Annotated in this window: 30 protein-coding genes; all 30 read right to left on the reverse strand. The window is 69.6% G+C overall.

All coding sequences use genetic code 11. From position 1 onward, the window contains the following. Window positions 1-198 precede the first annotated feature (198 nt). Entirely contained in the window at window positions 199-591 is a 393-nt protein-coding gene (locus tag QM714_RS02715; protein WP_415097358.1) for a hypothetical protein, read from the reverse strand. A 1-nt stretch (window position 592) separates the two neighbouring features. Further along, window positions 593-1,111 carry a hypothetical protein gene (locus tag QM714_RS02720; protein WP_415096454.1) on the reverse strand — a complete coding sequence of 173 codons (519 nt, stop codon included), beginning with the start codon at window positions 1,109-1,111 and terminating at the stop codon, window positions 593-595. Next, entirely contained in the window at window positions 1,111-1,302 is a 192-nt protein-coding gene (locus QM714_RS02725) for a hypothetical protein (RefSeq protein ID WP_415096456.1), read from the reverse strand. Before QM714_RS02725 ends, QM714_RS02720 begins: the two co-directional genes overlap by 1 nt. 19 nt (window positions 1,303-1,321) lie before the next feature. Further along, window positions 1,322-1,714: a hypothetical protein gene (locus tag QM714_RS02730; RefSeq protein ID WP_415097360.1), complete on the reverse strand. Its 393-nt coding sequence runs from the start codon at window positions 1,712-1,714 to the stop codon at window positions 1,322-1,324. Continuing rightward, entirely contained in the window at window positions 1,711-2,127 is a 417-nt protein-coding gene (locus QM714_RS02735) for a DUF6093 family protein (RefSeq protein WP_415097362.1), read from the reverse strand. Before QM714_RS02735 ends, QM714_RS02730 begins: the two co-directional genes overlap by 4 nt. Beyond that, entirely contained in the window at window positions 2,124-2,519 is a 396-nt protein-coding gene (locus QM714_RS02740) for a Gp19/Gp15/Gp42 family protein (protein ID WP_415097364.1), read from the reverse strand. The genes QM714_RS02735 and QM714_RS02740 overlap by 4 nt, the downstream gene beginning before the upstream one ends. Before the next feature lie 40 nt (window positions 2,520-2,559). After that, the gene (locus QM714_RS02745) at window positions 2,560-3,765 is read right to left on the reverse strand and encodes a DUF5309 family protein (RefSeq protein ID WP_415097366.1); all 1,206 of its coding nucleotides are present in this window, start codon (window positions 3,763-3,765) and stop codon (window positions 2,560-2,562) included. A gap of 17 nt (window positions 3,766-3,782) precedes the next feature. Then, the gene (locus QM714_RS02750; RefSeq protein WP_415097368.1) at window positions 3,783-4,469 is read right to left on the reverse strand and encodes a hypothetical protein; all 687 of its coding nucleotides are present in this window, start codon (window positions 4,467-4,469) and stop codon (window positions 3,783-3,785) included. A gap of 51 nt (window positions 4,470-4,520) precedes the next feature. Further along, on the reverse strand, window positions 4,521-5,144 hold the full coding sequence (locus QM714_RS02755; protein WP_415097370.1) for a hypothetical protein: 624 nt from the start codon (window positions 5,142-5,144) through the stop codon (window positions 4,521-4,523). Beyond that, window positions 5,144-6,547, reverse strand: a complete 1,404-nt coding sequence (locus QM714_RS02760) for a phage portal protein (protein WP_415097372.1) — start codon at window positions 6,545-6,547, stop codon at window positions 5,144-5,146. The genes QM714_RS02755 and QM714_RS02760 overlap by 1 nt, the downstream gene beginning before the upstream one ends. 22 nt (window positions 6,548-6,569) lie before the next feature. Then, a complete protein-coding gene (locus tag QM714_RS02765) occupies window positions 6,570-8,363 on the reverse strand; it encodes a hypothetical protein (protein WP_415097374.1) in 1,794 nt (597 codons plus the stop codon). Then, window positions 8,353-8,712, reverse strand: coding sequence for a hypothetical protein (locus tag QM714_RS02770; protein WP_415097376.1), 360 nt, complete (start codon window positions 8,710-8,712; stop codon window positions 8,353-8,355). Before QM714_RS02770 ends, QM714_RS02765 begins: the two co-directional genes overlap by 11 nt. 124 nt (window positions 8,713-8,836) lie before the next feature. After that, on the reverse strand, window positions 8,837-9,145 hold the full coding sequence (locus QM714_RS02775) for a hypothetical protein (RefSeq protein ID WP_415097378.1): 309 nt from the start codon (window positions 9,143-9,145) through the stop codon (window positions 8,837-8,839). Between the two features lie 115 nt (window positions 9,146-9,260). After that, the gene (locus tag QM714_RS02780; protein WP_415096477.1) at window positions 9,261-10,154 is read right to left on the reverse strand and encodes a hypothetical protein; all 894 of its coding nucleotides are present in this window, start codon (window positions 10,152-10,154) and stop codon (window positions 9,261-9,263) included. Between the two features lie 311 nt (window positions 10,155-10,465). After that, complete coding sequence (locus tag QM714_RS02785) at window positions 10,466-11,797, reverse strand: replicative DNA helicase (RefSeq protein ID WP_415096479.1); 1,332 nt, start codon at window positions 11,795-11,797, stop codon at window positions 10,466-10,468. Further along, on the reverse strand, window positions 11,794-12,423 hold the full coding sequence (locus QM714_RS02790) for a hypothetical protein (RefSeq protein WP_415097380.1): 630 nt from the start codon (window positions 12,421-12,423) through the stop codon (window positions 11,794-11,796). Before QM714_RS02790 ends, QM714_RS02785 begins: the two co-directional genes overlap by 4 nt. Window positions 12,424-12,660: 237 nt before the next feature. Beyond that, the gene (locus QM714_RS02795; RefSeq protein WP_415096483.1) at window positions 12,661-12,837 is read right to left on the reverse strand and encodes a hypothetical protein; all 177 of its coding nucleotides are present in this window, start codon (window positions 12,835-12,837) and stop codon (window positions 12,661-12,663) included. A gap of 274 nt (window positions 12,838-13,111) precedes the next feature. Continuing rightward, window positions 13,112-13,375, reverse strand: coding sequence for a hypothetical protein (locus QM714_RS02800; RefSeq protein ID WP_415096485.1), 264 nt, complete (start codon window positions 13,373-13,375; stop codon window positions 13,112-13,114). 311 nt (window positions 13,376-13,686) lie between these two features. Further along, on the reverse strand, window positions 13,687-14,394 hold the full coding sequence (locus QM714_RS02805) for a class I SAM-dependent methyltransferase (RefSeq protein ID WP_415097382.1): 708 nt from the start codon (window positions 14,392-14,394) through the stop codon (window positions 13,687-13,689). Window positions 14,395-14,470: 76 nt separating this feature from the next. Further along, a complete protein-coding gene (locus QM714_RS02810) occupies window positions 14,471-14,758 on the reverse strand; it encodes a hypothetical protein (RefSeq protein ID WP_415096489.1) in 288 nt (95 codons plus the stop codon). Window positions 14,759-15,219: 461 nt separating this feature from the next. Further along, window positions 15,220-15,534 (reverse strand): hypothetical protein, encoded by a 315-nt coding sequence (locus QM714_RS02815; RefSeq protein WP_415096491.1) that lies wholly within the window; start codon window positions 15,532-15,534, stop codon window positions 15,220-15,222. Then, window positions 15,531-16,214, reverse strand: a complete 684-nt coding sequence (locus tag QM714_RS02820) for a hypothetical protein (protein ID WP_415096493.1) — start codon at window positions 16,212-16,214, stop codon at window positions 15,531-15,533. The genes QM714_RS02815 and QM714_RS02820 overlap by 4 nt, the downstream gene beginning before the upstream one ends. Continuing rightward, window positions 16,214-16,357, reverse strand: coding sequence for a hypothetical protein (locus QM714_RS02825; RefSeq protein ID WP_415096495.1), 144 nt, complete (start codon window positions 16,355-16,357; stop codon window positions 16,214-16,216). The genes QM714_RS02820 and QM714_RS02825 overlap by 1 nt, the downstream gene beginning before the upstream one ends. Then, window positions 16,354-17,316, reverse strand: coding sequence for a RecT family recombinase (locus QM714_RS02830; RefSeq protein WP_415096497.1), 963 nt, complete (start codon window positions 17,314-17,316; stop codon window positions 16,354-16,356). The genes QM714_RS02825 and QM714_RS02830 overlap by 4 nt, the downstream gene beginning before the upstream one ends. Beyond that, complete coding sequence (locus QM714_RS02835; protein WP_415096499.1) at window positions 17,313-18,107, reverse strand: PD-(D/E)XK nuclease-like domain-containing protein; 795 nt, start codon at window positions 18,105-18,107, stop codon at window positions 17,313-17,315. The genes QM714_RS02830 and QM714_RS02835 overlap by 4 nt, the downstream gene beginning before the upstream one ends. Beyond that, a complete protein-coding gene (locus QM714_RS02840; protein WP_415096501.1) occupies window positions 18,101-18,256 on the reverse strand; it encodes a hypothetical protein in 156 nt (51 codons plus the stop codon). Before QM714_RS02840 ends, QM714_RS02835 begins: the two co-directional genes overlap by 7 nt. Beyond that, the gene (locus tag QM714_RS02845; protein ID WP_415096503.1) at window positions 18,253-18,564 is read right to left on the reverse strand and encodes a hypothetical protein; all 312 of its coding nucleotides are present in this window, start codon (window positions 18,562-18,564) and stop codon (window positions 18,253-18,255) included. The genes QM714_RS02840 and QM714_RS02845 overlap by 4 nt, the downstream gene beginning before the upstream one ends. Beyond that, window positions 18,564-18,803, reverse strand: coding sequence for a hypothetical protein (locus QM714_RS02850; protein ID WP_415096505.1), 240 nt, complete (start codon window positions 18,801-18,803; stop codon window positions 18,564-18,566). The genes QM714_RS02845 and QM714_RS02850 overlap by 1 nt, the downstream gene beginning before the upstream one ends. Continuing rightward, on the reverse strand, window positions 18,800-19,147 hold the full coding sequence (locus QM714_RS02855) for a hypothetical protein (protein WP_415096507.1): 348 nt from the start codon (window positions 19,145-19,147) through the stop codon (window positions 18,800-18,802). Before QM714_RS02855 ends, QM714_RS02850 begins: the two co-directional genes overlap by 4 nt. Further along, window positions 19,144-19,320, reverse strand: a complete 177-nt coding sequence (locus QM714_RS02860; protein ID WP_415096509.1) for a hypothetical protein — start codon at window positions 19,318-19,320, stop codon at window positions 19,144-19,146. Before QM714_RS02860 ends, QM714_RS02855 begins: the two co-directional genes overlap by 4 nt. Window positions 19,321-19,526: the final 206 nt, after the last annotated feature.

The raw sequence follows: 19,526 nt of genomic DNA on the forward strand, positions 1-19,526 counted from the left end.
CGGCGGAAATCCGCTGGCCCCGGCTCTCCGTCTCGCTGGACCCGTTGGTAGTGACCTCGGCACCAGCCGCGGACTTCGGCGGACCGATCGCAGCCATTCACGGCGCACGGCATATCGTTACTCATGTGCATCTCCTGGTCGCATCAGGTGGTGTGCAGAGGCCGGACGGTTACCGCCGTTCGGCCTCACTCAATTGTCTCACGGAAACAGGTGCCCGACGGCAGCGTCGATCATCTTTTCGACCCTCATCTGCATGCCGTCGAGCGCCCTGAGTCCATCCAGGTGTGGGGGCGAATTGATGCTCCCGTACTCGAAGCCTCGGCCCATCGAGCCCTGCAACTTCGACGCCTCCGGGCCGACGTCGACCGCGATGCTGGTCACCCCGAACGCCAGCTCTGCGCTGATGCTGTCCGGGTAGTGCACGCCGTGGGCACCGGAGGTTGCCCGGGCATTGGACTGCCAGTCCTTGGCGAACGCGTCCCCGGCCTCTTGCATGACGCCGCGCATCGCAGGGACCGACTCGGCGCCGATCTGCGCGAGGTCGGACGCAAGCGCGTACACCTCGGACGCGTCGCCGCGGAAGAAGCCCATGTCAGGCGGCCAGAGTCTGCTTCAGGCGAGGGGCACCAGTGACCGCCACACCCTGCTTGACCGCCCACTCCGCGCCCTCGCCGTCACCTTCCTTGGTGATGACCTGCGGACCGAACTCGACGGGGTACTCCTCGGCGAACTGGCCGGTCGCCAGGTCGGTGTCACGGTTGAGGCCGCCGCGGAAGTACAGGTAGCCAGTGGTTCCGGCCGGGAACTTCTCGAACGCCTTCACACCGTCCGACAGTGCGGCACCCTGCGGGTTGTAGGAGTACCGCACCTCGCCGAGGGTCCACTTCGTGGCGCCCACGAACTCGTAGGACTCGATGTCACCCACACGGGGCGGCGACTCGACCATGTTGGCGGTCGCGTCCGGGCGAGCCGAGGACTCGAAGAACATCTTCGTCACGTCCAGCGCGGTCGCGCCGGTCAACGTGGCGACGCTGAGGGTCTGGGTTGGGCAGAAGATGATCTTCTCGGTGCCGTACGCCTTGCTCGGCGTCGGGCGGACAGGTGCGGCCATCAGTCGTTCTCCTTCTTGGACTCGGCCTTCTGGCCGTGCTTCTCGGGGTAGGTCGGCGGCAACGGCGTGCCGTCCGGGCGAGTAGCGGGGGTGCCCTTGAGCACCTGGCAGCCCTCGGGGACCGGGCTGCCCTCGCGCATGGAGTACTCGGCTCCCTCGGGCGTGCGGACGCGAACGAACGACTCGAACATCGGGGCTCCTCGGGAGGGGTCAGAGGGTGAAGGTCAACGTGCGCAAGCCGGACCAGCGGTCGTCGTCCTCGCCGACGCCGGAACTGGTCTCAAGCTCGATGGGGGTCGTCGACGTGGCGCCGACGACCAGTTGCCGGTACTCCAAGGCGCGGGTGACCTTGGAGAGGAAGTCCTGGGCGTTGCGCTCGGTCGCGCCGACACCACGCAGCAGCAGCCGCCACCGCGAGATCGAGGCGCCCGGGTCCTGGCGGGCATCGCCGCCGGGACGCTGGTCGACCGACACCTGCAGGTAGTCGGCCGGCGGGGCAGGTCGAACATTCTTGACCTCGGTCGGGGTCAGAACGGGAACGGTGCCGAGCGCGGCCTGGCAGACCGGGATGACCACGGCGAGGATGTCGGCCTCTTGCGTCACGGAGTCACCTCGGGAGTCACCTCGACCACATCGAGGCGCCGAGCTGTGGCGAACGACTTGAGTGAGAGCCCGGTCACCCGGTAGCGGCGACCCAGCAGGGCGATGTCGGCCAGGTCTCCCACGGCAGTGACCTCGGCCTCCCAGTCGATGCCGGGCACCAAGCCCTCGGCGGGGACGTGCAGGCCCGCTTGTAAGACGGGCCGCTCCACGCCGCCGACCGAGACCCAGCGGGTGGTGGAGTCCGAGCCCGCCGAGCCCTGCAACTTGCCGGGCGTGGTGCCGCGGGAAGTGAAGGCGGGGACCTGCTTGTCGGTGCCGGTGGTCCAGCCGTTGGGCTCGTACCAGGCGAGGGTCAGGGTCATCAGCGACTCGGCAGCGGCGCGGCCGCGCAGGATCGCAGACGGAGCGCTCACGACCAGTCGCCCCAGTCGCGCCCGGCCAGCGGGTCGATCGTGTACGCCCGGCCAGCGTTCATCAGCCCGGGGTAGAGGTCGTTCAGCTCGTCGTCGGTGAAGTACAGCAACCCTGCGGAGACGGCCTGGTCGCGAGTCCACGAGTAGTCGTCGATGGACTCCTGCCGGTTGCCGTCCGGGTTCTTCATCACTCGCAAGACGGCGGTGGCCATCACGCGGATGACCTCGCCGGCCAGGTCGGAGTCTGCGAGCACCTTGGCTTCGAGGTTGTCGATGCGGCGCCGCAGCATCCGCCACGCATCGTCGAGGAACGTGACGGCGTTGGTGGTCTCCTGGGTCGAGAGGGAGCGCCAGCGGACCTCGATGTCAACAGGTGACGCGGGGTTCGGCATGATGCCCTCCTCTCGACCTCAGGTGGGGGTGGGGACGGGCCTACGCGGCCAGGCCGCGCAGGACGCCGTGGTGACGCTCGGCGCCGTACTTGAGCCCGATCTCGCCGTAGATCTGGCGCTCTTCGGCGGCGCCGGCCTTCGCCAGGGCCTCCTCGAAGAACACGCCCTTGCCGGGCACGTTCAAGAAGAACGGCATGCACTCCTCCATCGACACCGCGGCGATGGCGTCCTGGGGCATGTTCGGCTCGAGCATGATGCCGAAGGTGCCGAAGTCGGTCACGATGGTGTCGACCGCGACGCCACCGATGCGCTCGCCGCGAACCAGGGGGTCGGCCTTGGCATAGGCGTTGGCGTAGGCCGCGGAGATGGCCATCTTCTGGCCCGAGTTCGCCAGCAAGACCACAGGACCACGCAGGCCACCGTTGTCATAGATCCCGCGGAAGAACGGGTTCAGGTGGGTCTCAACGGCCAGGGTGGTCGACCACAGCTTGATCAGCGCCACGCCCGAAGCGGTGCCGACCGTGATGGCCGAGCCGCCAGAGGTCGCGGCGACCTTGAACGTGGTCGAGGAGTTGACCACGTAGTAGACGCGGCCCTTGACGATGCCCGACATGGCGCCGACGGCGGTGAACACGATCTTGTCGCCGTCCGACAGACCATGGGAAGCCTTGGTGAAGGTGTCGGTGGCGGTCGTGATGTCGGTGACGGCGGTGCCCTTGTTGACCGAGTTGGTCGTGATCGCCGACAGCAGCCCGCGCGTCTTGCGGGCCGTGCTGTTGTCGGTCGGCAGGTTGTACTCGCCGTTGATGAACGAGTAGTTCACGTCGAGTGCGACCTGCTTGATGGCCTGCACGACCTGCCAGTCGAGCTCGCTGGTGACCGGGTTCGCGCCGCCGGAGCCGGAGCCGAAGGGCGCCGCCTGCGGGGTGGCGTAGCGGCCGATGGCGGCCTGCTTGGTGTAGGACACCGAGACCTTCTCCTGGTGGATCTCGGCCACGTTGCGGACGTTGCCGCGGACCCGCTCCTCGGCGGTCGGGGCATCCGCGCCCTCGGTGCGCTGGCGGTCCGAAGGGTCGCGGAGGTCGTAGGTCTGCCACTCGGCCTCGTAGTCGTCGGACTGACCGCCGCTGGTGAGTCCGCCAATGGCAGACAGGAACGGGGTCTCGGTCGGACTGAGGGCGAACAGCTCGCCGTGGTAGTTCGGGAGGTTGAAGGTGGTCCCGATGCCAGTGATGGCGCCAGCCATGGTGGTGTCTCCTTAGGTCAGGTCTGCGCGGCGTACTTCTGCCGCTTGAGCGCGATGGCGCGGGCGTGGTCGCCCTTCTTGGTCGCCTCCGCGATCTGCTGGTCGATGGACGGCCCGCCGCCGCTGGCACCCTGGCCAGGGTTCGGGGCGGGGACGCGGGGTTCGTTCGGCGCGGCACCTAGCCGCGGGTTGGCCTGCACCGCCGCCGCGATGGCCGCCTTGACGGCCTCGGCGTCGGACGGGTCGGCGTTGTCGAGCGACCTCAAGAAGCTCGTGGAGTCCAGCAGGGCGATCGGGTCGCCGCCCGCACTGGAGGCCGCGCGGAACACCGCGAGTTCGACTCGCGCCTGCTTCGCGTCGGCCTGGGACTTGGTCAACTGCTCGGTGAGGGCAGTCGGGTCGATCGGCTCGTCCTTGACCAGGCCGAGGGCCTTGCCGATGGTCTGAGCCAGTTCCTTCTTCGCGTCCTCGGCGGCCTGCGCCTTGGCGTTGGTCCTGGCTGCGCCATTCTCCTGCCGGAGACGCTTGATCTCGGCCTCGGCGGCCGACGGGTCGTCCCACACGTTCCCGGACTTCGCCGGGGGCTCGGTGGGCTTCGGAGGCTCGGGCGTCGCTGCAGCGGGCGCCTGCGGCTCCTGGGGTGGCGTCGCGGCCGAGGGCTCGACAACTACGGGCGGGGTGGTGCCGGTGTCCGGCTTGGACATGTGGGTGACCTCCTGGGTCGGGGTGTGCTGCCCCGCGTCTGGCGGGTGGTCCTAGGCGCCGACAGCGCGGCGGAAGGCATTGAGGGCGTCGCCGCCCGACAGGCCGTCAGTGGACTCGGCCCAGAGCTGCTGGTCCGCGCGGACGTGCGCCGGGGGCTCGTAGCGGCCACCGAACAGCGGCTCGATGGTGCAGCCGCAGTGATCATGGGCCCGGAAGTCTGCGGACTCCTCGGAGCGGTAGACCGCGCCCCTGGTGGCGAGCATCCGACAGAACGCACAACCGGTGGCCGAGGTGACCCGCGCCCACCGCCTCGCCTTCGCGTCGGCACGGATTCCGGCGAGGATCTGGCCGCGCCCGGCGTTGGCGACCAGTCGTTGCCCGACGCCAAGGAGCGCGGTCTCCGGCTGTTGCATCGCCCAGTCGAGCGAGGCGTCCCACTGCTCCCGGTTCGGCGTCTCGACCGGCATCCGGAAGCGGCCGCGAACTCCGGCATCTAGGCGCATAGCTAGGTAGTAGTCGTGCGCATCGGCGATCGCGGCCTCGGCGTAGGCCCGCAAGATCGCCTCAACGGCCGCCCGGGTCCCCGCCTGCGCGAGCGCCCGCTCCACGGCTGCCGAGAGGGCAAGGTTCGACCGGTAGTAGCGCTGGACGGTCGGGTTGTCCGAGACGGCCATCACTCGGCCTGCGGCTGCTCGGGCTCCGCGGTAGTGGCGGCGAGGTTGCGTCCGCGCTCAAGGAGCCGGTCCTGCTCGAGCCGCTGCCGCTCCACGGCGGTGTAGCCGAGCCGCTTGAGCGTCACGTCCGAGGTAGCCGGGATGGCGCCAGCGGTGATCTGCTTGGTGATGGCGTCCGAGGTCGTGGCCGGCGACTCCAGTCGCACGTCGCGCCAGTCCGCGCTGATGCGGCGGTACTCCTCGGGCAGGGAGCCCTTGTTGTCGAACCGGACGGCGTACTGCATGACCTTGGTCAGTGACGGGCCGAACATCGCCTGGCGCAGCATCGCGCGACGGTCGCGACGAGACTCGCTGACCTGGGCGGCGTCGGCCGACGTCGGGTTGCCCTCGGTGTAGAGGCCGAGGTCTTGGGGCACCGCGCCCATCAGGCCAGCGGCCTGCGAGGCGTACATCTCGATCAGCTTGGTGAACACCGACGGGTCGTAGGCCTGCAACTGCTTGATGTCGGGCAGGTCGCCGTTCTCGTCGCGCTCCAGGCCGAGCGTCTTGGTGATGTAGGTCTCCCACGCCGACTTCGGCGTGCCGTCGGTCTTGACGAAGGCGTCCTCGCTGGCGCCGAGGATGATCTTCTGCGGCACCGAGTAGATCTCCCGGGAGACCTCCAGGCCGAGCAGCGTCCGGCACGCCGAGTCCACCAGCGACATCAGCGCCGGAGTGATCTCCGAGGAGCCATTCCGGTTCGCAGTCCGCGGCTTGTTCGACATCCGCACCACCGGCACGAAATCGAAGTCGTGCTCGTCGCGGTCGACGACCTCCCACTGGCTCCAGTTGTCGGCCTGGGCAAGGTGGATGGCCTTGCCGGGTACCATCAGCGTCCCGCGCTTGCTGCCGTTCTCCTGGTACTCGTTGAGCGCCGCGCGAGCCTCCAGGCCGCGCAGGTCCCATAGGACCGACATGTTCAGCGGCGAGTCCACCGTGATGCGGGGCGCGCCACCCGACTCCAGCGGAGACCCGGCCGACCAGTAGCAGTGACTCATTGACAGCGCGTCGGTGAACGCGAGCGACTGCTCCGCGTCGCCGCCGTTGGCCTCCCACAGCTCGGCGAGGTAGTCGTCGGAGTCCGTGGCACCATGCACCCGGAAGCCGTCCACGAACAGCCGTTCCACCAGCGGGTCGACGGCCACGGCGGGCCACCCGACGATGGTGCGGATGAACTCCAGCTCCTTCTGCACCGCGATGCGGAGGTTCCGCACGATGTAGGCGCCCTGGTAGTAGGCCTCGGTCAGTGCCATGTCGGCGCGGGCCGCGATGCCTGCTCGCTGCAGACGCTCGATCAGCGCCCGCTCGTCCTCAGAGAGGCCCAGCAGCGGCAGGGTCGGGGCCACAAGGGTGGGGAACTGCACGCAGACCCCCTCACTCCATGCCCTAGTCGTCCATGACGATCACTCGGCCTTTGCCTGGGGCGCCTGACTTCTGCTGCATCCGGACAAGGCGCCACAGCATCCGGGCGCCCACGTAGCACACCGCCAGGTCGACCTTGCGTTTCGAGGAGCGGTGCTCCTTGCCGATGGTCACGCCGAAACGGCCCTCGCGACGGCGAGCGGCCTTCATCTGGCGGCGCAGTTGGCGGCCGCCGTGGTGGTGCGCCTCGCCGTTCTCCAGGTCCTCGGCGAGTTGGGAGACGGCCGGCTGGAAGAGCTGCTGCGCCGGAGTGGTCATCATGTCGAACGCGATGGCGTGCGCCTTGGGGCCGGACTTGACCGGCCAGAACTTCTTGTTCAGTCGCCCCGAATAGCGGCGGTGCCACGCATCGACCAGTGGCCACCAGAACCGGTCGTCCTCCGCGCCGTCGTCGGCCTTCGCGTGGCTCGGGTCGAAATAGAACGCAACCGGCTTGTAGGTGTCGAACATCTCGGTCACTGCCGCATCCACCGCGGCCCGGTCGACCAGCTCGCCGTCCTTCGGATGCTGCCAGTGCAGGGTCTGCGCGAAGCCGTCGGAGATGCGGATAGCGAGGATGCCGGTGTCATCGCCCGACTTCGAGCCATCACCGAACGCCACGATGCGGTCACCCGGCTTGAGGTGCTGCTCCGGGTCGTCGACCGCGGCGGCGTCCACCGCCCCCGGGTCCACCCAGGCGTCCTCGGTGCCGGTGATCTGGTTGTACCACTTGCGCCGCGACTCGCTCGGGGAGTTGTCCGGGTTCAGGATCGACTTCACGATCCGGCCCTTCGGTCGCGTATCCAGCCACGTCGCGTCACCGGCGATCGAGCGGACCACAGCGGGCGCGTCCTCGGCGGTCAGCGGCGCTTTCGGTGGCGCCTCCAGCGAGTCGAGCAGCACGCCGTAGTCGGCCTGTGTCGCATCGTCGCCCTGCGTCGATTCCCACGCTTCGCGAGCCCGCTCGGCCACCGAGTCACGACCGGGGCGGAAGGCGTTGAAGATGTCCAAGATGCGCGCCGGAGTGCCGACCTCGGCCTTCGCCGCGTTGCCCTCCATCGCGCCGACCATCTCGTGGCCGCCGTTCGTGGCCAACCAGTTCTGAGTCTCAGCGCGGATGATCTGGTGCGGACGACCGCCCTCGATGCTGTCCGGGCTCGCGGTGATGGCCTCGATCTGCCGCCGGTCGCCATCGGACCAGACGTTCAGCTTCCCGATCTGGATGCCGTACCGGTCCCGGGTCCGCTGCGGGATCAGGCCCGGGAACAGCTTCATCGTGTTCTTGGTCTGCTCCTGCGACACGGCCGCGATCTGCGTCCACGCCTCCGGGTCGTCCCGCCCAACCGGGCGGTCGCCCTCCCATCGGTCGAAGATGACCGGCGCGTGCAGCGAGCCTGCCGAGACGCCCGCCGCCAGCGGGTCCTTGCCCCAGCCCTTGAGCCGCTGCAGCATCGCCGAGTGGTAGAGCGCATCGCCGTGCGTGTCGACCGCGAAGTACCACAACAGGAAACGGGTCTGCTCGGCCGTCCACCACCACGGGCGCCCGGCCTTGCCGGTCAGCCAGTACGTCGTCCACGACAAGAAGCCCCAGCCGAGAGACGCCTCCGGGAGCAGCCAGCCCGCGTCGCCGTACTGCCACGTCGGGCCGATGCGGACCGGCTCCCACTCCAGGTCGGCCGGCGGCTGAGTCCGCTCTAGGAGGTCGCGGTACTCCCGCTCGATGGCCGCATAGTCGCCGGACAGGTCCTCGATGAGTGCTGGGCCACTGCTACGCGCCATGCTTCCAGCGCTGCTGAGCCGCGCCGCGCTGCTGGTTCGACTCGCCGGCCGGAGCGTCGTCCGGCAGCTCCAGCTTCGCCAAGAACGCCTGCCGCGCCTTTCGCTGCTTGTCGATACTCCCGATCAACGGGTGCTCGACCTCCTGGCCCATGCTGCCCTTGGACATGTACGGCCGCCCAAGATCACGCCACGCCTTCTCGAACTCGGCCAGCATGTCGGACGCGGCGCACGCATCCTCCAGCGCCCGCAACTCGTCCGGCCGCAGCGTGTACTTCGCCGCGACATCGGACCACAACGCCTTCCCGGCCTTGCCGAGAGACGCCGGGACAGGGTGATTCAGCTTCGACATGACGGGCCCTCCTGGGGCAGACAACGGCCCGCCTGGGGCCGGAAAAACAGGGTCGAACCGCACGCAGATCCGGAGCCGCTATGCCCCCGGTCCTGTGCTCCGGGGGGTACGGGGGCCCTCCCCCCTACTTCCGAACGGGGGTTCGACGGGCCCCTGGGTGCCGCTCAGCGGGCCGCAGTGCCTTGCCTCCGCGTGCCCGCTTGGCCTCGGCCAGCGTCTTGGCTCGGTGGCACGGCGTGCTCAGCCACTGCAGGTTGGCGGGGCTGTGGTCGTCGGGCGAGTCGATGTGGTCGCACTCGCGGCCGTAGCCATCGCACTCGGGCTCGTGCACCTTGGCCTCGCACCTACCGCGTGCCCTGCGCTTGACCCGGGTCACTCGCTTGGCCCAGTCCTTGGGGAGTCGGCTGCGTCGGGTACTGGTCTCCCATGCCACCCAACTCACCCCCGAACGTACAAACCCACCGTGGCCTTGGCGACGACGGTGGGCGGCTGAGGGCGCGGTCGTATCACGCAGTAAACGGCGGCGACCAGGGCCCTCGCGAGACCCATTAGACCACACGCGCCTCTCGCTTCCCCGCCGTGCAGCGCCCGCGTTCCCAGCAGTCGGTGCCGTGAGCCTGCTCGCACGCCGCCTTCCTTGCCGCCTTCTCGGCCCGTCGTCGTGCCCGCTCCTCGCGCTGGGCACTTGCGGTCAGGTGACATCGCCACAGGTCCGGCCACCAGATCGCCAGGCGTCCGTCATCCAGCTGCCCGACCGCCACGTCGGGGTCGGCGAGCCAGCCGCGTACGGTCGCCTCGGTCCAGCCCTTGACGCTCAGTGCACCGAACGCCTCGGTCAGCGTCACCCACCGCTCGGCACCCGCTGAGCGCAGTTGCCTGGCCAGGGCGCGCTTGGCCTCGTCGGCGGTGAGCACGGCCTTGCAGCACGGCGCCTTCCATGTGTCCTCGCGGTCGCGCTTGCCGTACTTGCGGATGAGTCGCTTCGGGTGGTTGCACCGGTCGCACAGGACGCGGGAGCGGGTCTCACGGATGCCGTCGCGTACGACGTTCTCCAGCTTGACGCGGGCGGCGTGGATGTCGGCGGCGAACTCCTCGAAGTGCGGCTCGGTGCTCCATGCCCAGTCGATGAGCCTGCCGAGGAAGCGGGTCTCGGTGGCGATGGTGGGCAGCTCGATGTCGGGCTGTTCGAGGTCGCGCCGCCAGTCCTCGGACCAGTACCGCAGCGTCTGGTAGGCGGGCCAGGACTCGTCGGGGTCCTCGTCGGCCGCGGACGTGTAGGGCGCGTGCCGCAGCTTGGCGAGCTCTAGCCGCTCGTCGGTCTCGACCTGGTGCTGCCACGCTTCGAGGTTGGCGGCCGGCGCGAGGTTGACCATCGCGTCGCCGCCGGGGATGTGTGGGTCGTCGGCGAGGTCGAGCGCCCGGTCGGACAGCATCGCGGCCATGTGACCGATGGCGCGGAGGTCTCGGGCGACCTGGACGCGCGGGTCGTCGGTGGGCTCCTCGGCGGGCGGCGACGTGGAGGCTGTCGGCCGGGTCGGTGCGACGGGTGGCCAGATTCGGCGAAATCGGGGCTCTGAGGGCCTAGAACCACATCCGCGTAATTCGGTGCCCGTTTCGGCCCTGCGGCGCTCAGAGGGGCCTTTCTGTGCGTTCTCGGGGTATTCCTGGCCTGGCCGACAGTGCGCACAGGACGAGCGAGGGAGGTCGGAGTGCTCGCAACGCTCCTCGGTGGGCTTGCCGCAGTTGCCGCAGGTCATGCGTCCTCCCGTGGTGCCCAGGTCGTGGAGGTGAGCCGGGCGTAGTGGCCTTGCATGTACAGGTGGCGGGTCGCCTTGGGTCCGTGCCGGTTCTTGGCGGTGATGACCTCAAGGTCGGGAAGCTCGTCGTCGGGGTGGTGCAGCAGCAGCACCTGGTCGGCGTCGGCCTCGATGGACCCGGACTCACGGAGGTCTGCGAGCATCGGGCGGCCGTCGGTGCGCTTGGTGGACTCGCGGTTGACCTGCGCCATGGCGACCACGCAGGCGCCGGTCTCGCGGGCCAGCAGCTTGAGCCCGCGGGAGACCTCGCCCAACTGCTCGGCGCGGTTGGGGCGGTTGTCGACCGGCCGGACGAGCTGGAGGTAGTCCACGACGATGAGCGCCAGGTCGTCGCGCTTGCGTTGGACGTTGCGGGCGGCGCGTCGGATGCTGGTCACGGTCTGGTCGGGGCTGTCGTCGATGGTGATCGGCAGGTCCATCAGGGCTTGGGCGTGGCGGCCGATGCGCTCCCAGGTGCGCTCGTCGGTGCGACCGGTCTGCAGGTCGGTGAGGTTGGCCTGTGCGAACGCGGCGAGCATCCGCTGGCCAACCTCGCGCTCGGGCATCTCCAGGGAGGCGAGCAGGACGGCATGGCCGTGGTGGTGGGCCATGTGCAGCGCGAGGTTGGTGCCCATCAGGGACTTGCCGACACCGGGCCTCGCGCCGACGACCACGAGCCTGCCGGGACCCAGTCCGCCGATGCTGTCGTCGACGTCGGGCCAGCCGGTGCCCAGCACGTTGGCCTGTCCGTGCTCGGCGATGTCGAGGACGTCGGGCAGCAGGTCCGCGACGGTGCGGGCGCGGGAGACGACGCGGCCGGTGGTGGCGGCGTCGACCTCGGCGCGGGCTCGTTCGCGGATGTCGTCGAGGTCGCCTCCGGTGGCGTTGCCGAGCTGCTGGATGCGCAGGCCCGCGGCTTGGATGCGGCGGAGCCCGGAGGCGGTGGCGACCCGGTCGGCGTAGTAGGGCGCCTGGCTGACCAGCGGCACCATCTGCGTCATGTGCAGCAGCGAGAGCGGGTCGACGCGGGAGCCCTTGTCGAGCGCGAGCCGCACCGAGACGGGGTCGGGCTTGACGCCGCCGCGGTGGACGCGCATCACGGCGTCCCAGGTCTCCTCGTGCTCGGGGCGGTAGAAGTCCGCGCCGGTGACCTGCTCGGCCAGGCCGTCGAGGTCGTCGTAGCCGGACATCACCGCGCCGAGCAGCGAGATCTCGGCGTCGCGGACGTCGGCCATCTGGCTGCCCGGGGTCGGCTCGTCGTCGGGGTCGATCGGGGGCTCGTCGATCACTGGCTGGCCGCCCGTCTCCTGGCGACCTGCTCCATATGCCAGGCGTGGTACTCCTCGGGGCTGAGGTTGTCCGGGGGTCGCTCGATGGGCCCGGCGTACGCCGCCGGGGTGGTGGTGGTCGTGGTCGCCGTGGCGGCCTCGTCGTTCCAGTGCTCGCCGTTGAGCCAGGTCGCTGCGTCCTTGGTGAACTCGGGGTGCTTGCCCTTGACCTGCTGCGCCGTGACGTAGCGGCCAGCAGCCGCGATGAGCCGGTCCGCGTCAACGCCGGGCTTCCTCAGTGCGATGCGCCAGCGCTGCTCGGCCTTCTTGCGGCCGACCTTCTTGGCGTAGGTGTTCCAGAACTCGTCGAAGCGCGAGTCGGCCTCCGTCGCCTCATCGGCGTCAGCCGATGGGCAAGAGGGGTTCTCCCCTGTTCCCCTGTTCCCCTGTTCCCCTGTTCCAGTCGCGAGGGTGTCGCGAGATACTCGCGAGGGTGTCGCGAGGGTTCCGCGAATTTCGGACTCCGAGTAGGCCCATGTGCCGTCTGGCCTGCGGAAACGCGGTTTGTTGGGTCTGTCGATGCGCTGGACCGATTCCCACCATGAGACGAAGAGCAGTTCGGTGTCGTCGTCCTCGTATCGGTGCACGAGTCCGGCTTCGTGGAGCTCGAGAAATGGCGTCTGCAACCCTCGCGAGGGTCTCGCGAGGGTCTCGCACCATGTCGCGAGGGAACACGTCGGAGACGATGAGGGCGATGTCGTCCTTGCCCACGCCGTTGTCGTCGACGTAGGACTCCAGTCCCTTGAGGACGAGCCTCGCGTCCCAGCTCACCGAGGCGATTCGCTCGCTGCGCCAGAACTCCGGCTTGGTCGACCTGATGCGCATCAGGCGGCGCCTCCCGTCAGGTCGGCCCACTTGGTGATCCAGATGTGTCCGGCCGGGCACTGGTACTGCGCGTGGTGAATGGTGCGCTCGCTGCGGGTGAATCCCTCGCCGGGCAGCCCGCAGGTCGGACAGGTGGCGGGTGGTGTTGTGTCAGGGGGCGCGTTTACGGTGGTCATGAGTCGGTCGTTGTCCTTTCTGATCGGCGAGGCCCCGGGTTCGGCGTTGGCGCGCCACCGGGGCCGACTTCTGTCGTCGTCCCTGTGGTCACAAGTGCACCACGTGTTGCCGACAAGTTGCCGGTGCTGTCGACAGTGCCTGTGCGCACCAGCCGCCCCAGCGCTCCCTGGTCGCGCTCGTAGGCCGCCTGTGGCCATCCCTGGTAGGGGCAGACCTTGGCGTGGCGTTGCGCGGCGGCCTCGGAGGCGATGGGGGTGCCGCAGGGGCAGGTGGTCACCACAGCGCCTCCTCCTGCTCGTCGGCGAGGTAGGCGTCCAGCTCGTCGGCGATCTGCGTCCACAGCCTCCGCTCGCGGTCAGTGGGCCGGTGACACTCGCACGCGCACCCGTACTCGTCGCCGCAGTTGGCGTGGTCGGGTGGCTTCGGTGTCCCGAATGCCGTCCGGTCCGAGCAGGCGAGCCGGGCCATCTTCGCGCTGGTCCACTGTGCTCGCTGCCGGGCGTGGTCGCTGAGTGCTCGCAGTTCCCAGCCCTTCACTCCGCACACCTCCGTTGGTTGGGCACCAGCACGAGCCCCTGCCGCGTCCAGCCGCCGGTGTAGGCGAGGTCCGCGACGGTGTCATGGAGGGCCTCTCGCCGCGAGTGGTACCGGAGCCGCTGGTAGCAGGCGCCGCAGCGCCCGCGGGCCTTGGTTGGCGATGACCCGCAGACGATGCAGCGGGCGGGGGTCTCACGCATTGGCGCTCCTGACCACGACGACCCACCCGAGGCCGATGTGTGCGAGCTCGGGGCGGCGGGCGATGAGGCGCGCGAGGGCGGCGGGGACTGCTGCGGGTGGTGGGCGGTGGGTCATACTGCGGCCTCCAGGTGCTCGATGAGCTGGGCGCCGATGAAGGTCGTGTAGGCGGGCGGGATCGACAGGAAGCAGCCGCGCTCGGTCATCCAGGGCGTGTTGAGGAGGTCGCGCAGCACGCCCAGGTCGGCCGGGACGTAGCCGCCCTTCCGGACGTGCCGGGCCTCGTGCTTGTCGCGTCTGGCGCCGCCGTACGCTCCGGCGACCTGCAAGCTGCGGTCGTGCTTGACGTGCTCGGGTGCCAGCAGCAGGATGTTGGACTCGAACAGGCGGTGTCGGTCCATCACCAGTGACGTGCCGTCGGTGTCGGTGGCGCTGAGCCCGAACATGCGTCCGCACAGCAGGACAGGTGAGATGAGCTCGGGGCGTGCGCCCTCGACGTTCTCGATCACGTACGGCCGGCCGATCTCGCGCAGTGCCTCGCGGGTTGCTGCGATGAGGCGGTCGTAGCGCTCGTATCGGTTGGGGATTGCTGCGGTGCCGCGGGTGTATCCGGTGCAGGTGGGCGAGGCGTGGATGGCGTCGTACTCGCGGCCGCGGGCGAGCAGGTACTCCAGTGCGTCGGCGCGGTGGTGCTCGAAGGGGTAGTGCGCGAGGCGCTTGTCGTCGTTGTCCACGCCGGTCACGTCGAAGCCGGCGCGGTGGTAGCCCATGCCGGCCCCGCCCTCGCCGCAGAACAGGTCCAAGAGCCGTGGCCGCCTCATGCTTCCCCCTCTGCGAGCACATCGCTGACCCGGAACCATCGCTGCTCGTCCTCGTCCCACCAGACGACGGGGTCGATCATGAGTCGGCCTCCATGTCGCGCAGGAGGCGGCGGAGGACCGCGACGGTGCCTGCGAGTGACATGTGCTCGCTGTAGTCGCTGGCCTCGTACTGCGCCTGCCACTCGTCCGCCAGCGCCTTGATCTTGACCCGCCACTCGGCGTCACGGGCAGCGAGGCGGGCGGTGAGGATGCGCTCCACGGCGCACAGCTGCACGTCCACGGCGCCGGGGTGAGTGCGTAGCCACTCGCTGGCCTCGCGCATCTTGGCGATCTCGGCCTCGGTCAGGTGCACGACGTCAGTCATCGCTGCCTCCAAGTGGGTGGGCCAGCGAGGCGTCTCCGAACTCGCAGCCGCAGGAGAGCCGCACCCACACGGGGTCGAATGGTCGCGCCGTGTGGCCGCCCTCGGCGTCCCAGCGACCCTTGATGGCCGCAGGGGAGGCCGGTCCGAAACACTTGGGACATGTCTGCACTTCGCTGCACCGACAGTGGCAAGAGGCCACATGTCGACCCAGACTGGTCAGCCAGCCACCAGGAGCCACAAGGTGCTCGACCCGGATCGACTGGCCCAGCCATTGCATACTCACGACTCACCTTCCGCGGCGTGGTCTCGTGCGGGGTGTCCGCATTGACGGCAGGCCTTGCCGCCCGGCGCAAGGCTCAGCCCACCGGGGGGCTGGTAGCCGTGGCCTGCTGGACACCGCCGGGAGTGGTTGATGCCGACTCCGAAGTCAGCCGAGAGTTGGTCGCACAGGCACTTGGCGCTCACGACTCGCCTCCAAGCGCCTCGGCCACCTCGGCGAGCGCGACTTGATACCAGAAGCGGCCAGGAGACCCGTGCCCGAGGTATCCCGGCGCTTCGACCTCCGCCAGCCGCTCCCGCATCCACGCGAGGGCGACGGAGGCAAGGTGCTCGTTCAGTGCGGCCGCAGCGGCCTCGGCATCGCCTCGCCGGCCCTTGCGGGTGGCGTTGCCGAAGTCCTGCCCACAGCAGCGGCGGATGGTGTTGTCGTTGGTGAACGACCGCCACGTGGTCCATTGATGCTCATTCAGCCGCTCGGCGAGCGTCGGGGCGGTCATCGCAGTGCCTCCGTGAGCGCGTCCGCAGCACGCACGGTGCGACACGGCGCCCAGTCGCAGGCAGACCCCTTGGCGCAGTGCCTGCGCAGGCCCTCCACCGCGTCGAGCAGGTCGCCTATCGCGGGCAGGGCGTTGACGGCCTTGGTGATCTTGACGGCATCGTCGGCCTGAGTTGAGGCAACCTGCTCTAGGCCGCAGCCGGGCTCGTGGCCATAGCCATCCATGCCTTGCGTGCCGCAGTTGCACTGTCCGATCGACGCGCCGATCGAGTTGCCGAGTACCACCCACTCGCCAGGTGTCCCCGTCGCCGCCAACTCCCGTGCCGCGTTCACCGCCAACTCCCGTGCCGCGTTCACCGCCAACTCCCGTGCCGCGTTCACCGCCATCAGTCCACGCCAGACCCACCACTCGGGCAGCATCTGGAAGGCCAGCGCGCCTTGTACGGGGGTGCCGTCGTCGACGCCGGGACGCTCGACCCATTGGCCCATGACCTTGATGCGGCCCTCGGTGCCGCCGGGGCAGTCGCCGTAGACGTGCTCATGGTGCAGTTCGCCGATGGCCCAGACGATGGCGTTGGGGCCGTCGAAGTCGCGGCCTGCGATGGGCGGGACGTCGACCTGCCAGTGACTGCAGCCCGTGCAGACCCCGACACACTTGGTCGGGTGCGGGAGGCGTGCCATCACTCGTCCTCCTTGCTCTCGGCCAGCAGCGGGTGCGCGGCCTGGTAGTTGCGCAGGGCCTTGAGTCGCCGCTGCTCGCCGCGCGCTCGGGTGAGGTCGGCGGCGGCCATCTGCCCGGGCGTGCGGCGTGGTGCTCTGCTCATGACGCGCTCCCGTCTGCCATGAAGGCGGCGAGGAGGGCGTCGAAGTTGTCGAGGATCTCCCGGACCTCTCGCTCGAGGAGGTCTTTGCTGGATGGGATGTCGCGCCCGACCGCTGAGGACAGGAACTCGTGCATCTGCTCCTCGGGGATGCCCGCCTGTCCGACCGTGGCGTAGAGCCGCTTGGCGAGTTGGCTCGTGGTGTCGAGCAGTTGGTAGTTCTCCTCAGCCTCGGCGAGGAGGGCGTCGTACTCCTCGCGCTCGGCGGTGACGACCTCGGGCTCTGCGGTCAGGTCCGCGAGGCGGGTGGTCGGGTTGGGCGCGGGCTCATGGTGGCGGTTGTCGGCCTGCCCCATCTCGTCGTCGGAGTAGAGCCCGGCGAGGTCCTGCGGGAACGCCATTCGCCACGCCAGCGCCTCGGCGCACTTGGCGATCTGCCCGGCCGGACGCTGCGACCACATGCTGTTGAGGTCGCCGCCGCGCTTGGTCTGCTTGTACTCGTCGAACATCGCCACGGCTGTGAACGGCTCGCCGTCGCGGTGGATGGTGACGCGGGCTGCGACCGGGAAGCCCCACTCCTTGGACCACACGGGCCGCCAGGTGCCGTCCGGGTGCGCCCACTCGGCCGCGCCGACGCTCAGCTTGTGGTGTGCCCGGTCGGCGGCGCGGCGGCCGATGAGGCGGAAGCCGTCGATGCCGGTCTGGATGGTCTGCTTGGTGACCTTGGTCCACTGGCCGTCTGCGCCCATCTCGCTGACCTGGCGGCCGATGAGATGGATCTGCCTGGCGAAGGGGTCGAGGCCGGTGCGCTGGCAGACGTGGAAGAACACTTGCAGGTCGCCCGAGGACGCCTTGTCTACGCCGATCTGTTGGAGCGCGGATACCTGGGCGTCGGTGAAGCCGCTCTGTTCGGCGGCGATGGCGAGGGTTGAGCCGCTGGGCTCGTGGATTGCGACGGTCACGCTGGGATTCCTTCTGCTCGGAGCGCCCAGGGCGGGGCGCTGATGGTCTGGTAGGTGGCCGGTCCGGGCCAGGTGTCCGTCTCGACGCACGCGGCGTAGGTGTCGAGGGCGCGCCGGAGTCGTGCTCGGCCGCGGGCGAGGAAGTCGGCGTCCAGTTCGCGGACCCCGACGAAGTGCGGTTCGGAGGACTCGACGATGCAGAACAGCAGCGCGTCGATCGGTTGCCCCAGCCACTCCATGACGGCGGCATAAGTGGCTGCCTGTAGGTCGTAGCCGAGATTCGCGGCGGTCCGGGCGAAGTCGCCCAGGGTGCCCTCTCGGCCTGTCTTGACGTCTACGCCGTAGCGGCCGCCGTCGTGCAGGGCGTCGAAGTAGCAGCGCACCCACACGCCCGTCTCGGGGTCTTGTGCGATGGCGGCGACCTCGCGGTTCTCGGAGCTGCAACGGTCGAGCAGGTCGGCGGCCTCGGGCAGGTCCCGGACTGCGACGGCCATGCGTGCTGCGGTGGCCAGCGCGTCGGTGGTGATGGGGATGAGCCCTTCGGCGCGGGCTGCCTTGCGTCGCTCGGTGACTCCGCGTCCGCCGTCGATGGTGCGCCAGCATTGGGGCGTGTCGAGGATGAGGGCGTGGGTGACGGTACCGGTCTCCATCGCCTCGCTGGGCGCGCTCGGGTTGGCGCGCTTCCACCTGTAGAGCGCGGGGCAGTTGAGGATGTCCTTCGCGCCGGAGTACGACAGTCCGGGCGGGAGGTCGGCGCGGTCGAGGTTGGGGTAGATGCCGGGATCTAGCATCGCCGCCCCCTCGCCCGCCAGTACTCGGCCTTCTCCTCGTCGTCAGCGCACGCCAGGAACTCGGCGACCCGCAGCGCCCGCTCGTTGTCTGCTGCCTCGGCGCGCTCGGCGGCGTCGAGGCCCTCGCGGAGGTTGGTCGGCGTGCTCATCGCAGCGCCTCCGCTCGGAAGGCGACGAACCGCTTGCACGCGTTGCAGACCGCGAACTTGCCCGCGTAGCACCGCCAGCAACCCGAGCACAGATAGGCGTTACTCGGGTGAATGGGGCACGAGCAGGTCGGGCCGACAATGACCAGGAAGTCAGCAGGCGGCACCTTGTCGTGGAAGCCGGGCCGCGCCTCGCACATCGGCACGTGCTCGAAGTCCAGCGCGTCCAGTGGTGTGCGCAGGACGCCGACGGCATCAGCGAGGGCGGTCAGGTCGTCGGGGGCAGGCCTTGGGCTCGGCACGTCAGGCACTAGTCCGCCCTCCTGACCGGCAGCGGCGCACCCCAGCGCGTCTCGTCCAGGCGCGGGGCGACCTCGATGCCGTCTGCCTCGTCGGGGTGGACGGTGATGAGGAGGTCGAGCCCGAAGGGCACTTCGCCGGGAATGGGAAGGGTCGCGATGTAGGTGCGAGGGACGCCACGCTCGGGCTGCGGCCAGGTGGCCTCGGGGCACGTGCCGTCGGCGTTCTGCCAGTGGCCGTCGTCGCTCATGCCGCACCGACCTTCGTGCGGAAGATGACCCCGACCCCGAGCGGATGGTCCACAAGCCACAGCCCGCCACCACCGATGCCCACCTGCCAGTAGTCGGCCAGCAGCGCCAGGCCGAGCCGCTCGATCTCCCGGGTGCTGCGCAGGGTGACCGCAACCTCCGCGTCCTCGGCATTGAAGCCGATGCGTGGCTTGCGGACCCCGACCCACTCGCACACCGTCCGCACCCACGCCTCGACCGCCCGCCGTGTCGCACGGGGCAGCCCGGACTCGTCCACCTCGCGCCACACGCGGGGCGCGGTGCGCTCGATGACGGTGGGCTCTTGCTCGGGGGCCATGGCGCTCATGCCCGCACCCCCATCCGGTCGAGCGCACCCGCGACCAGCGCGAGCACGGCAGCGACGACGATGGGCCCGCGCAGGGACCAGACGGCGATCAGGAAGTCCTGCGCGTGGCCGGACAGGCCGATGGCACAGACGACGGCAGCGACGACGAAGGCGACGAGGGCGGCGGGGCTCATCGGGCCGCCTCGCATGTGCTGCACGTCCACTCGGACTCCGAGCAGGTGCCCGCCTCGTGCTCGGCCAGGGCTCGCGCCTCGGCGGCCTGGATGGCTGCGACTGGGTCGGTCATCACGTATCCTTTGCTGTGGTTGGTGGGGCCGCTTGTGACTGGGTGTCCGGGCGGCCCCGCTGTTATTTGGTTTGCTCCGGCCCACTCCCCATA

It is taken from the genome of Nocardioides sp. (assembly GCF_047602075.1).
Classification (GTDB): Bacteria; Actinomycetota; Actinomycetes; order Propionibacteriales; family Nocardioidaceae; genus Nocardioides.

What these genes read in the sequence shown, in the direction of transcription:
- QM714_RS02715 (WP_415097358.1), bottom strand. Translation starts at nt 591, where the DNA reads ATGGGCTTCTTCCGCGGCGACGCGTCCGAGGTGTACGCGCTTGCGTCC.
- QM714_RS02720 (WP_415096454.1), bottom strand. Translation starts at nt 1,111, where the DNA reads ATGGCCGCACCTGTCCGCCCGACGCCGAGCAAGGCGTACGGCACCGAG.
- QM714_RS02725 (WP_415096456.1), bottom strand. Translation starts at nt 1,302, where the DNA reads ATGTTCGAGTCGTTCGTTCGCGTCCGCACGCCCGAGGGAGCCGAGTAC.
- QM714_RS02740 (WP_415097364.1), bottom strand. Translation starts at nt 2,519, where the DNA reads ATGCCGAACCCCGCGTCACCTGTTGACATCGAGGTCCGCTGGCGCTCC.
- QM714_RS02745 (WP_415097366.1), bottom strand. Translation starts at nt 3,765, where the DNA reads ATGGCTGGCGCCATCACTGGCATCGGGACCACCTTCAACCTCCCGAAC.
- QM714_RS02750 (WP_415097368.1), bottom strand. Translation starts at nt 4,469, where the DNA reads ATGTCCAAGCCGGACACCGGCACCACCCCGCCCGTAGTTGTCGAGCCC.
- QM714_RS02755 (WP_415097370.1), bottom strand. Translation starts at nt 5,144, where the DNA reads ATGGCCGTCTCGGACAACCCGACCGTCCAGCGCTACTACCGGTCGAAC.
- QM714_RS02765 (WP_415097374.1), bottom strand. Translation starts at nt 8,363, where the DNA reads ATGGCGCGTAGCAGTGGCCCAGCACTCATCGAGGACCTGTCCGGCGAC.
- QM714_RS02770 (WP_415097376.1), bottom strand. Translation starts at nt 8,712, where the DNA reads ATGTCGAAGCTGAATCACCCTGTCCCGGCGTCTCTCGGCAAGGCCGGG.
- QM714_RS02780 (WP_415096477.1), bottom strand. Translation starts at nt 10,154, where the DNA reads ATGGCCGCGATGCTGTCCGACCGGGCGCTCGACCTCGCCGACGACCCA.
- QM714_RS02795 (WP_415096483.1), bottom strand. Translation starts at nt 12,837, where the DNA reads ATGACCACCGTAAACGCGCCCCCTGACACAACACCACCCGCCACCTGT.
- QM714_RS02805 (WP_415097382.1), bottom strand. Translation starts at nt 14,394, where the DNA reads ATGAGGCGGCCACGGCTCTTGGACCTGTTCTGCGGCGAGGGCGGGGCC.
- QM714_RS02810 (WP_415096489.1), bottom strand. Translation starts at nt 14,758, where the DNA reads ATGACTGACGTCGTGCACCTGACCGAGGCCGAGATCGCCAAGATGCGC.
- QM714_RS02815 (WP_415096491.1), bottom strand. Translation starts at nt 15,534, where the DNA reads ATGACCGCCCCGACGCTCGCCGAGCGGCTGAATGAGCATCAATGGACC.
- QM714_RS02820 (WP_415096493.1), bottom strand. Translation starts at nt 16,214, where the DNA reads ATGGCACGCCTCCCGCACCCGACCAAGTGTGTCGGGGTCTGCACGGGC.
- QM714_RS02825 (WP_415096495.1), bottom strand. Translation starts at nt 16,357, where the DNA reads ATGAGCAGAGCACCACGCCGCACGCCCGGGCAGATGGCCGCCGCCGAC.
- QM714_RS02835 (WP_415096499.1), bottom strand. Translation starts at nt 18,107, where the DNA reads ATGCTAGATCCCGGCATCTACCCCAACCTCGACCGCGCCGACCTCCCG.
- QM714_RS02840 (WP_415096501.1), bottom strand. Translation starts at nt 18,256, where the DNA reads ATGAGCACGCCGACCAACCTCCGCGAGGGCCTCGACGCCGCCGAGCGC.
- QM714_RS02850 (WP_415096505.1), bottom strand. Translation starts at nt 18,803, where the DNA reads ATGAGCGACGACGGCCACTGGCAGAACGCCGACGGCACGTGCCCCGAG.
- QM714_RS02855 (WP_415096507.1), bottom strand. Translation starts at nt 19,147, where the DNA reads ATGAGCGCCATGGCCCCCGAGCAAGAGCCCACCGTCATCGAGCGCACC.
- QM714_RS02860 (WP_415096509.1), bottom strand. Translation starts at nt 19,320, where the DNA reads ATGAGCCCCGCCGCCCTCGTCGCCTTCGTCGTCGCTGCCGTCGTCTGT.